Source organism: Quyinboa ferrireducens (genome assembly GCF_042436675.1).
Taxonomy (GTDB): Bacteria; Bacteroidota; Bacteroidia; order Bacteroidales; family UBA5342; genus JBHJHP01.
In genome coordinates, this window is record NZ_JBHMVA010000002.1 from 293,663 (window position 1) to 305,734 (window position 12,072).

Genomic DNA, 12,072 nt, shown 5'->3' on the forward strand with positions numbered 1-12,072 from the left:
CGGAGTCCAACCGTGCTAACAGATTTTTTGATATGGATTTCCCCTCTTTGTCACAACATAGTTGAGATAGAGAAAGTCGGTGGAATTGCAATAAGAAATTACATAAACAATTATCTGCAGGATGCATATGGTATCATCCTTGGAGGAGGGTGAGGATACATATTTATTTTATCTCCTGAGATATGTTTACCATTTCTAAAAACAGCATGGAAAATAATTTTACCTGCTGCATCTTATCTTATCCATTCCCCGTCAAGTTTACCCCACATATAGTTCTTCACCAAAATAAGTTTCCCGTCAGAGTTCCAGGCATACACAGGACCATTAATAACCGGTTCTCCCATTAAATGAAGATAGTGTTTCTCACTTTTGACCACACCGTTTTCATGCCATTCCTGCATTAAACCTACAGGCATTCCATCTTTATAGTATGTCTGGCTTTTAATTGAACCATTTCTGTAATAGGTTCTGAATATCCCTGAAAAAGGATTTCCTTCTTTATCCGTAAAAATCTGACCGGTCATACTTCCCGATAAAGCTAACAGAGCCATCATTAGTAGTGTAGTTATTCGGTTCATAGCTTCTGGTATTTGTATTTTAATGCATATGCAATTAATGTGCCTGAATCAAATTATTCACCTAATGAAATCTATAAGTCGGTTATATTTATTTGGTGACAATTCGTCGCATAATGTTTGACCCCTTCCGGGGTCACACGTTTGTAATCGAATTGATTTATACAAACATAGGACTCCATCCGGAGTCCAACTGTAGTAACAGATTATTTAATATGGATTTTTTCCTCTTTGTAACGAAGGAATCTGGATAGAGACGTCGATTTATCGCGTCTCGGGAAAAATTACATTATGCTATAAACACCAATTTGTAATAATAACAACCTGCAAATGTTTAATAGCTGGTTCACACCGCACACATTCGCCGGATGAAATTTGCAATACCGGTTATATTCATCCGGTGAAAATCCGGTGCGTAAGGTATGACCCCGCCCGGGGTCACACGTTTGTAGCACTGCAGATTTCTACAAACATAGGACTCCATTCGGAGTCCAACCGGTACTGAAAGATTTATTAATTTGGACAATCCATCTTTGTCACGATGCAGTCGTGAAAGAGAGCAGTGTATTGGTAACATTCGGTTTTAATATGAACCGGGGTGCGTCATGTTTAAAACCAGCCTATTGGGGTTTAACACCCTGCTTCGATAAACTCAGAACATTCTTCCTTATATCAGATGGAACTGAAACCGCTGGGTTTGTTGGTTGATATAAAGAAATTGCTTGAAAATTTTCTTATGTTATATGAAAAAGTCAGTTGTCAAATTAAATATTCAAAAATAATACCTCAATCCAGTAGAAATATCAAATCTGAGCGGACTTTTAAATTCAGTATTAATAATATTTAGCAACTCACTATTTCCTGATTCAAACTGATATGAAAAACCTGAAATAAGTGATAGCTGAAAACCTAAATAAATATTTTGACAAATATGAAAATCATACCCTAAATCATAGGTTAATCCAAATGTATAACCTGTAATAGGGTAGTTTTCAATTATCACTCTCTCATTTGAGTACTCTATATAACCTATTGATACATTCGCTAAAATTATATTTTCATTGTGGTAGAATCTGGAAGAAATGGAAGGTCCTATAAAACTAATACTCAATTTATCACTTTTGTTACCGTAGTGTCTGTTTCCATCTTCATCGATAGAGACTATATTGTCCATTCTATTATGAGAATAAGATCGTAATAATTTAAATCCTATCCCTATATTTTTAGTCAAATAATAAGTAGCATCACCACTATAGTTAATACCGGACCTTAATGCATCGTAATAATTTTTATATTCAGTGGGTATATCAGAACTGGCTTTTGAAAAAATATATGCAAAGCCGCTATTAAGAGTTATTCTGCATCTTGTGGGTTCATAATGATTCTTTTTACAGGGAATAAGCTCATAGTCCGAATTATCACCAAGCTTAGTAGTGTCTATATTCTGAGAATTAGTAATCGTAATACAATTAATAAGTATGATTATAGTAACTATAATTTTCATAGTTGAATTTAAGTTTTATTACTTATGAGTATAAAATGTTTACAAGAATTTCAACAGACAATTACACACATTTCATGAGCCTAAAGATATAAAATATTCTGAACCGTTAAACAAGCATGAACTGGATAGAGACGTCTATTTATAGCGTCTTGGGAAAACTACGTTATGTTATAAGCACCAATTTGTAATAATATCAACCGGCAAATGTTTAATGGTGGATCACCTGGCACACATTCACCGGTTGAAATTTGCAATACCGGTTATATTCATCCGGTGACATAGCTGTCCGCACTGTTTGACCCCATCCGGGGTCATACGATTGTAATCGAATTGATTTCTACATACATAGGACTCCATCCGGAGTCCAACCGTACCAACAGATTTTTAATGTGGGGCACCCCTCTTTGTCACAACGAAGTTGTAGATAGAGAGGGGCAGTATATATCAGGCATTCAATTTAAAATGAACCGGGGTGAGTCATTTTTAGCACAGGTCTTTAGGGATTTAACACCCTCTTTCTCATTCCACTCGAAATTCACCCAGTTAATCCTTTTGATGCATCAAAAGGATTCAACCGCGTGCCGCCTTAAGCTTTAGCGGTGGCGCAAAATGCTTGCTGAAAAGAACCGCAATAAATTTACCGATACTTTTAGCATGGTGATTTCCTACACGCAATTCCGCACCCTTTCCAGCGTCCAGCGCACATTGTGTCAACGCGAATTGCCACAGTCATCTCAATAGATTTATTGATATGGACAACCAATTTTTGTCACGATACAATCGTGAGAGAGAGGGGCACTGTATGCAAACCGTTCAATTTTAAATGAACCGGGATGAGTCACTATTTCTCCCATTCCTTCTTCGTGATCCTGAAAATATTCACTGGTAATCCGTGATAGGTGGTTTGTTTGCTTATGGTCATTCCGTTTTTCAGGGCGACCTTCTCTGACCGGATGTTATCTACATGAATAATGGAAATAAGTGAGTCCCTGAAGTTGTGTTCAAAGGCATAATCCCTGCAAAAGCGGGCGGCTTCGCTGGCATAGCCTTTGCCCCAGAATTCCGGTAAAAGGGAATAGCCGATCTCCAGTTCTTCTTTACCATCAACTTCCTGCACCAGCAGGCCACACTGACCTACAAATCTGCCACTGCTTTTCTCAACCAGGACATTTAAGCCACCTGTATTGTTTTTGTATCTGCCTTCAACCTTGTTAAACCAGGCTTCACATTGTTCCATTGGAGAACCAATATCCTGCATACCTAAATAGGCCGCCGCATCCGGATGCTCAAAAAAGGTTAGCCAGACATTAAAATCGCTGTGCTGCAGTAAACGGAAACTAAGTCGTTTGGTTTGCTGATTGGAGAGGAGGTATTTCATGCACTAAAATTAAGCTTTTAAATTGAATTATAAGCTTATTCCCATTTTAGAAAGGCGCTTAAGATTATTTTATTATTATTATTATTATTTCTGATCAGTGCCTTGGTTGTTAAAATCACTGCGCTGTAGTAAACGGAAACTAAGCCGTTGGCTTTGCTGGTTGGGGAGGAGATAGAGCATTTGTTAACTACAGTATATAATTCAATGACTGGCTATCATAATAAATTAAGTGAAGTTTATAAATTTTTAGAGCTAGTTTTATTTTAAGAAGCTATACCCAATTGCAAACGATATCCAAGGCTTTTCATTATATATCCACTCTGAACCAGCTGTCCCTGTCCCAAAATCCCAGCCACCAATAAGACCGAATTCATATTGCCTTATTTGAAAAACAAGCCCAGATCCCAATGTTAGTCCAGGAACAATTTCGTTTTGGTTGTTACTAGGATTTGTTGGAGAAGTATTACTGTTATTTACGTTAATAAATGTTAGACCTAAGGTAAAAGGCATGGTTACAAAAAAGTCTGATTTTCTTGATAATCTCATTCGAGGGCCTACGTATGGACCCAATGTCACATCGGTTGTCATAGAACGAGGAATTTCCCCGACTTTACCTCTAAATTTAAAAGGTAGAGTTAGAATCCCACCTGTAATATGAATATTTCGTTTATAAATATTATTAGTGAGTAGCTTATCAAAATCTTCTTTTGATATTGCCAGAATTTTACCATTATATGCTTCAGAAAGCTCCACTCTTACTGTTCCCTTGGCAACACCTCCAATTGCGGGAGTATGTTTACTCATTTTCCCGCTATTACTATTACCGCTAAAGTTGGGGAATTTAATTATAACATAATCTTTTCCATTTATATTTTCTTCATAGAAAGGTTTAAAAATAAAATATTCACTAGCAATAAAAATTGTGTCTGTTTGCAAATTACCTCTGTTGTCAATCTCAAAGAATTTTGCAACCGTGTTTGGTTTTAGTTGTATGTTTTGTATTATGTCATATGAATTTTCTTTAATGTTTTGTCCATGTGAGACTACTGTTAATATTAACAACGCTAGAATGAAAATAGCTTTTTTCATAATTTATTTTTTAAAAATTGAAATTCGGATATTTGGTTATTTAAAAAAATATATTCTATAAATTTATTAGTCCTCCTGAGCTTAATGTAATAGGCTCAATACAAATTTCTATGAAGGTAAATTGATGGGGGACGGGTAACAGGGTTTCTTGTAACCAAATGTATGACAACCCATTATAAAAGTCAAGCCTTGCGGTTTAGTAGTAGCTTATTAAGACTTAATAAATGTTAATGAATCCCGCTGAAAAACCGGCTTAGCAGGTAAATGTTAAAATTTTATTTTTAACATTTGTAATATATGTTTCATGGGAATATGAGAAGAACATAGTGTTAATAAAATCGTGAAAACCAGTCTTCTGAAATAATAATTTCTTTATTGCTTACGTATATATTTGTAACTGTACCCGAACATAAACCGAAAATGTACCATAAACATTTAAAGATTTTCTCTTATTAATGGGCTTATTGTATAAGTCCTGTACGTATTTTATTTACTCTAAACAGTTAAATTTTAACAACATGTCTGTAAAGTATCATGTTATTCAAAGGGGCAATCCGTTGGATCAGGCCGCTCCTAAAAAGTTTTTTGCTTCATTCAGCAGTAACGGAGAGATTACTTTAAAACGTCTTTCTGAGCGTATTGCACAGATTTCAACCGTATCCCGTACGGATACACTGGCGGTGTTAACGGCATTGCTTGAGGTTGTGCCACAGGAACTGACCGAAGGTCAGACGGTGCGGCTGGGCGATCTGGGAAGTTTTTCCATAAACATTTCTTCCGAAGGAAGCGATACGGCCGACAAGGTTACCGCGGCAAATATCCGTGGGGCAAAGGTTGTTTTCCGCCCGGGAAAAGAATTGAAAGATGCCATGAAAACTATCCAGTATGAAAAGGAAGCGGAGTAAACGGGTAATATGACCTGACATTCTCCAAAAAAAGTCCGGACTTTTTACCAAAAATGTCTGGACTTTTTCATCAAAATGTCTGGACTTTTTTTGAATTATTTAAGTTTAGCGGTAGATTTTTAAATTTGGATTTTAACATTTGGAGGTTTAGTTAATGGCAAAAGCTAAGTTTTAACTAGCTTTCTCAATATTTAATTTTTCCACTTGTTTTACCATTGTTTGGTATTCAAGCGTTAAATAACCAATTATTTCAAGACTCGTAACACCGATTGGTTTAAACACTTCCCAAAACTCTTTGATCGTCTCTAAAAGCTTATCCAAAAATTCTTTAATTTTAATTGAAAAATCTTTTAGAACTTTGTTCGCCCTAGAAAAGAAATCTTTGCCCAAATTCCTAAAATCCTCAGATATGAATGCGGCTCCTATTGCAAGAAATAAAATTCCTAAATAAACCCAAGGCGGAATTTTTTTTAATATTAGCTCGTAAGCGCCTGAAAGAATAACACCAATCCCTAATATTATCTCTATGAATATTTCTGCTATTGTTTTAAAGACGATTAGCAATGTTTTCCAAATTAATTCCATAATTTTCAATCCAGTACCTATGAAACAAAATGATATAAATCCGGAATTATAGGACGTAATAATTTTATCTGTTTCTTGGACATTCCATGATTTTGATAAACTCTGAGTTTTAAATATTTTGTCCATGGAAATAATTGCATGACTTTGAGTGTGAAAAGCCAATGCTAAATAAGGAACATCATCTTTATCAATATGTCCTATTAGGTTTTTTGCTTTTTTCCATTCATCGATCCATTCTGCATCTTTTATTATTATTTTCTCTAATAAAAAATTTGCAAATTGTCTAGCTTTACTTTTATTGGCTTTTAAAACATACTCAATTTTATCATAAAGTTCTTCTTTCAGTTTATAAGGGGCGTATACATCTACGTATGAAGTATGAGTTAATTTATAAATAAATGAATCTTCAAGATCTAAATTTTTTTCAATGATATTTTTTATTTGACCGAATATAAAGTTATTATCAATTACAATAGAAAAACGAAATTCTGTTATTTCCTTTAATAACTGAAATTCGTCTTGTAGTAATTCCTTAATTAATCCAACAAATTCATTTCCTAACTCCTTAACAGTATTATTCCAAGAATCTTCAAATTTTGGAAATTTCTTGTTGAGCTCCTTACTAATCTCTTCTTTTAAATTTACAATTTCACTTTCATTAAATGACATGCAAGAACTTTTTTATAGGTTTACTCAAAATTAGCTTTTATTGTTTTGATTTTTTAATGAATTGATTAATTGTTGATAAAAATATGGTAACCAATTTAGTATATAATGAGAGAGTTATCGAGTAAAATATACTGATATTCCCCAACAAAAAAATTGAACTTTTTATATTGGAAAATTTTTTGAATAATAGGTTATACGGGTTATTTAAACGAAAGCAAAACTTTTAATTTTATAATGTAGATTATTATTTTTTTGCTGCTAACACTTTTCTTCGGTTTAGGCCATCTAATTCTGTTCTAATTGAAAAGATAAACAAAATAAGAAATATTATGAAGCTAAAGATCCCAATGATCAACAGATTGCAGTTGTAATTATTAATAATAAATAAAAAAGATAATATAGAAATTATAAGAAATGCACCAGATAAATTCCAGCGAAATAATGATAACTGCGTATGTCTTTCTACAAAGAAATCATAAGCTTTTCTTTTTGAGTATGCTAAAATTTCAAGTTCTGCATCTATTTTATTATTTGTAGCTTCTTCAAGTACTCTGCGCTCCTTCTTAAAAAAGAGCTTGTCCACTTTTGAATAGACAAATAATTCCATGAATCCTAAGATAATATGTCCAATTATATACGAGCCAATTAGAATAATTAATAGATTTTTAGAACTAAGAATTTCATCCTTTTCAAACATATTAAATTGATAATTGAATATAAATAAAACATATGCTAATAAAGTGAATCCAGGTAATATATAAATCATTATGTCACGTGCAAGATGTTTAAATGCTTTGACAATTTCTTTCATCGTTCTAAATAAGGTTTTTTAAATCTTTGACTACTGGATTAATAACACTACAAGATATAACTTTTTTTAAAGTATTGAAATATCCTAATGTTATTTTGCTCATAGTTTACTGAGAATGAGATTATATATCTAAATAATTGCAACGTTTAAATTCTAAATTATCTCCCTTGTTTGTAACACTTCAGAAATGTATTTTACCATTCCACCCATTCTAAATTACTCAATAATTCGTAATTCCCTTGGTAGCCGAAGTCCGTAAGGGACGAAGGTTACTAATTCCAAATTTAACATTGAGTTTATCGAAGTGTCCTAATTAATTTCTACTTTTGCGGCGATAGTGTGATGGGGGTGCCTTAATAAAACGGGCTGAGATCAAACCCTTTGAACCTGATCCGGGTAGTGCCGGCGAAGGGAATCGGAGTAAACCCACATTTCACATAGTTTTTTATTAACTAAAAAATTGTGTTTTTCATGAAAAATTTATTGGCAATGGCCATCCTGCTGCTGGCTTCGGTAGTGGTTTATGGTCAGACGAGTGTGTTTAACGGTAAGGTAGTGGACCAAAGCGGCGAACCTTTGTATGGTGTGAATGTGCGTGTATTAAACACGCCCTTTGGTACAGTAACCGGTGAAGACGGTTCCTTTACCATTCAGAACCTGAAAGGAGAAGTGAAGCTGGAATTCTCTCGCATCGGGTTTGAAAAAAAGTTAGTATCAGTAAATACTGATGAAACCAAGGTGTTGAATATCACTATGCTGGTGGCGCCTTTTGTGTATAAGGACTTTGAAGTCCGCGCCACCAGAGCAGGAGAGAACGATCCGTTTGCCGTAACCAATATCAATTCAGAGGAGTTGGCGGCCAAAAATACAGGAGCAGAACTGCCGGAACTGTTGAAATTGTCACCTTCTGTGGTCACATCCACAGAGAATGGTTTACCGTTCGGAAATACCAAGTTCCGCATTCGCGGTTCAGACCCATCGCGTATTAACGTCACCGTGGATGGTATTCCCCTGAATGAAGCCGAATCGCAGACCGTGTTTTGGGTCAACATGACGGATTTTACCGAATCGGTGTCTGATATTCAGATTCAGCGGGGGGTGGGAGCATCAACCAACGGTTCAGCTTCGTTTGGCGCCTCGGTCAACGTACAGACCAAAGGCTACGATGCCGATCCTTATGGCGAATTTTCGTCCTATGCCGGATCGTTCAATACCTTTAAAAACAGCGTTCAGGCCAATACCGGGCTTATTAAGGATCATTTTGTGTTTAATGCACGTTTATCTGCATTGACTACCGACGGTTATGTAAAGCATACCGGTATGAACCATAAGTCGTATTTCTTTTCCGGGGGTTATTTTTCCGATAAAACCACACTGCGTGTTAAGGTATTCGGTAATGAGGAACATACCGGGATTAGTTGGTGGGGCGTAGAACCATGGATCATGGAAACCGACCGCCGTTACAATCCTGCTGGCTTGTATACCGATGCGCAGGGCGTGGAGCACTACTACGAAGACCAGAAAGATAATTACTGGCAGGATCATATCCACGCGCATTTTTCGCAGATTTTGAATACTGCTCTTAAGCTGAATGTAGCACTGCACTATACTCATGGAAAGGGTTATTACGAGCAGTTCCAGGATGACGGAAACTGGTTGCACGACACAGAGTATGCTTACTATGGTTTTCCTAATGACATATTTATTCATCCCGGGTCGGGTGACACCACAATAACTTCGGATCTGACCCGTCAGAAATGGATGAAAAATTATTTTTACGGAGGAACCTTTTCTCTGGAATACCATAAAAAAGGTCTGAATATGGTATTTGGTGGTTCGGCCAACCGTTACGATGGCGATCATTTCGGCAGGGTGCTGTGGGCTGAGTTTAATCCCGGTATTCCTACACAATACGAATATTATCTGAACAAGTCCATAAAGGATGAGCAGAGTCTGTATGGCAAGGCTACGTACAATTTTGCAGGCAGTCTGTATGGATACGCCGATGTCCAGTATCGCCATATCAACTACACTATGGATGGTGTAAACAGTGATCCGGATAAGCCTTATCTGGATATTCAGAAGATGTACAATTTCTTTAATCCGAAAGCCGGTCTGGTTTACGAGAAAAACAGACATAAAGCCTTTGCATCTTTTGGAGTAGCTAACCGTGAACCGACCCGTGCCAATCTGAAAGATGCTGTGGGTGATCCGCGTTCCGTGCCAACTCCTGAAACATTGTACGACACCGAACTGGGATATCAGTTTTCTTCCCGTCAGTTTACGGCCAGCGCAAACCTGTTCTATATGAACTACAAGGATCAGCTTGTTCCGACTGGAGAGAAAAACAGCGTGGGTTACGACATTATGACCAATGTGCCAAAGAGCTACAGAGCAGGTGTGGAACTGGCTTTAGCCTATGCTCCTGTTAACTGGTTTAAGTGGGAAGCTAATGCTACCTTTAGTCAGAATAAGATTATAGATTTTGTGGAGTACAACACGTATTATGATGAGTATTACTGGAACGTGGTAGATTATCGTGGCACAGCAAGAGGAAATACGGATATTGCTTATTCACCAAATGTGGTGGCTGCTAATGCCTTTACGTTTTATCCTGCAAAAGGTGTTACATTGAACCTGACAAGTAAATATGTGGGTGATCAGTACTTCGATAATACATCACAGGAAGATGCAAAACTTGATGCCTATATGATAACTGATTTCGTGGCAGGTTATCGTCTGCCGCTTAAATTTGCAGATTATGTAGATATAAAGATAATGGTTAACAACCTATTTAATAAGGACTATATCAGCGATGCATACGGTGGAAAGGATATGGTACAGGTTGAAGGATCAACCACTGATTTCTATGAAGCCCGCTGGACATATTATTTCCCGCAGGCGTTCAGAAATTATGCGGTTAAGCTCGTTCTCAGGTTCTAGAGACGTCCTCCCTGAGGTTGCTGAGTAGTCCTTTACAGGACGTATCGAAGCAAAAAGGAGGTGGACTTCGCAAGAAGGCCGGAGGATTTAAAGTGACAGGTTACGGGTGACAGTTTACAATTGTTACAGGTAACTTGTCACGCGTCACTAAAATGATTATTTATTTTTCACTTTTCATTGTTCATTTATATTTCCTAATTGATTATATGTTAGACTGGATCATAAAAAATTATGTGGAAATAACCGGCGCACTGCTTGGGATACTCTATCTCTGGTTTGAGATAAAGCAAAACAAGCTGCTCTGGCCGCTGGGAATTCTCACGTCTGCATTTTACATCTTCATCTTTTTCAGTGCCAAGTTTTATGCGGACATGGGATTGAATGTGTATTATGTGGTCATTAGTATTTACGGATGGTATTACTGGCTGAAAGGAGGAAAGAGGAAAGAGAGTGAAGTACAGTGTGAGGAACAGTGTGAGAGTGAGGAGGTGAGTGAAGAGTTGCCGGTAAGCCGGATTACACCACGGTTGGCATTAACATTACTCGGCGTGACCATTCCTGTTTTTATTGTGATTGCTTATGTTTTGGTTTCCTGGACAGACTCACCGGTGCCTTACTGGGATGCCTTTACCACAGCGCTGAGCATTACCGCCACCTGGATGCTGGCGAGGAAAATTCTGGAGCAATGGCTGGTGTGGATCCTGGTGAATGCTGTATCTTTGGGGCTTTATATCTATAAAGGATTATATCCTACGGTGGTGCTCTTTTTCTTTTATACAGTGCTCGCCATAGTAGGCTATTATCGATGGCGTAGGGATTATGATAAACAGGTTTAACATGCAGCAGATTGAGGATTTAAAACCGGGTGTTCCTGTTATTCTGGCGGACGGATTGTTTCCGGAATCACAACGGGTACTGGAATTTTTACATCAGGCATCAACCATAATATGTTGTGACGGTGCTACGGTAAAGTTGCTGGAGCACGAGTTACAACCCGATTATATTGTGGGCGACATGGATTCGCTGCCGGAACAGTTCAAACGCCGCTTTGAATCCATCATCTCATCATCTGCCGATCAACTGACCAACGATCTTACAAAAGCCGTTAACAAAGCTCTGGAGCTGGGATTGGGTAAGGTGGTGATACTGGGTGCCACCGGCTTACGGGAAGATCATACAATGGGGAACATCGGACTTTTGGCTGAACACGGACAAAAACTGCAATTGCAGATGGTGTCGGATTACGGCATTTTTAATCCGGTTTATGAGACGACAATATTTGGTTCTTTCAAAGCGCAACAGGTCTCCATATTCTCTGTCATGGGTAATCCTGCCATCACATTGCACGATCTTAAATATTCATTAAACGATTATGTGCTGAAAAATCTTTGGGAAGGCACCTTAAACGAAGCACTTGAAACCTCTTTCCGGATTGAATTTACAGATGGTGCATTGGTGGTATTCAGGGCTTTTTAAACTTTTCCCGCTGATTGCGCAGAATACTGCAGATAAATTACCATATTAATATTTCCCGCAAATTGATAAGACAAAGGGTTCCCGGTTACTGAGTGTGCCGGTTTCAAGCCGGAATGTATCGAAGTAACGATTCACGG

Annotated in this window: 10 protein-coding genes and 1 riboswitch; of the genes, 4 read left to right on the forward strand and 6 right to left on the reverse strand. The window is 37.3% G+C overall.

Annotated elements, in window-relative coordinates; all coding sequences use genetic code 11:
* Positions 1-233 precede the first annotated feature (233 nt).
* The 4 genes from ACE01N_RS04670 to ACE01N_RS04685 all read right to left on the reverse strand — a co-directional run bounded on the left by ACE01N_RS04670 (position 234) and on the right by ACE01N_RS04685 (position 4,546).
* Positions 234-578, reverse strand: a complete 345-nt coding sequence (locus ACE01N_RS04670) for a toxin-antitoxin system YwqK family antitoxin (RefSeq protein ID WP_380585324.1) — start codon at positions 576-578, stop codon at positions 234-236.
* A gap of 769 nt (positions 579-1,347) precedes the next feature.
* Positions 1,348-2,079: a hypothetical protein gene (locus ACE01N_RS04675; RefSeq protein ID WP_380585326.1), complete on the reverse strand. Its 732-nt coding sequence runs from the start codon at positions 2,077-2,079 to the stop codon at positions 1,348-1,350.
* A gap of 841 nt (positions 2,080-2,920) precedes the next feature.
* The gene (locus tag ACE01N_RS04680) at positions 2,921-3,457 is read right to left on the reverse strand and encodes a GNAT family N-acetyltransferase (protein WP_380585328.1); all 537 of its coding nucleotides are present in this window, start codon (positions 3,455-3,457) and stop codon (positions 2,921-2,923) included.
* A 258-nt stretch (positions 3,458-3,715) separates the two neighbouring features.
* A complete protein-coding gene (locus ACE01N_RS04685) occupies positions 3,716-4,546 on the reverse strand; it encodes a hypothetical protein (RefSeq protein WP_380585329.1) in 831 nt (276 codons plus the stop codon).
* Between the two features lie 518 nt (positions 4,547-5,064).
* Between ACE01N_RS04685 and ACE01N_RS04690 the strand changes: the two genes are divergently transcribed.
* The gene (locus ACE01N_RS04690; protein WP_380585331.1) at positions 5,065-5,451 is read left to right on the forward strand and encodes an HU family DNA-binding protein; all 387 of its coding nucleotides are present in this window, start codon (positions 5,065-5,067) and stop codon (positions 5,449-5,451) included.
* A gap of 171 nt (positions 5,452-5,622) precedes the next feature.
* Here ACE01N_RS04690 and ACE01N_RS04695 read toward each other — a convergent pair whose 3' ends face one another.
* Together ACE01N_RS04695 and ACE01N_RS04700 are read right to left on the reverse strand one after the other, a co-directional pair.
* Positions 5,623-6,705 carry a PIN domain-containing protein gene (locus ACE01N_RS04695; RefSeq protein ID WP_380585333.1) on the reverse strand — a complete coding sequence of 361 codons (1,083 nt, stop codon included), beginning with the start codon at positions 6,703-6,705 and terminating at the stop codon, positions 5,623-5,625.
* Between the two features lie 244 nt (positions 6,706-6,949).
* A complete protein-coding gene (locus ACE01N_RS04700; RefSeq protein WP_380585335.1) occupies positions 6,950-7,516 on the reverse strand; it encodes a hypothetical protein in 567 nt (188 codons plus the stop codon).
* A gap of 334 nt (positions 7,517-7,850) precedes the next feature.
* A riboswitch (TPP riboswitch) is annotated at positions 7,851-7,947 on the forward strand.
* 40 nt (positions 7,948-7,987) lie between these two features.
* Here ACE01N_RS04700 and ACE01N_RS04705 point away from each other — a divergent pair.
* The 3 genes from ACE01N_RS04705 to ACE01N_RS04715 all read left to right on the forward strand — a co-directional run bounded on the left by ACE01N_RS04705 (position 7,988) and on the right by ACE01N_RS04715 (position 11,935).
* Positions 7,988-10,459 (forward strand): TonB-dependent receptor, encoded by a 2,472-nt coding sequence (locus tag ACE01N_RS04705; protein ID WP_380585337.1) that lies wholly within the window; start codon positions 7,988-7,990, stop codon positions 10,457-10,459.
* Between the two features lie 206 nt (positions 10,460-10,665).
* Entirely contained in the window at positions 10,666-11,295 is a 630-nt protein-coding gene (gene pnuC / locus ACE01N_RS04710) for a nicotinamide riboside transporter PnuC (RefSeq protein WP_380585339.1), read from the forward strand.
* 1 nt (position 11,296) lies between these two features.
* The gene (locus tag ACE01N_RS04715; RefSeq protein ID WP_380585341.1) at positions 11,297-11,935 is read left to right on the forward strand and encodes a thiamine diphosphokinase; all 639 of its coding nucleotides are present in this window, start codon (positions 11,297-11,299) and stop codon (positions 11,933-11,935) included.
* The last annotated feature ends 137 nt before the right edge of the window (positions 11,936-12,072 follow it).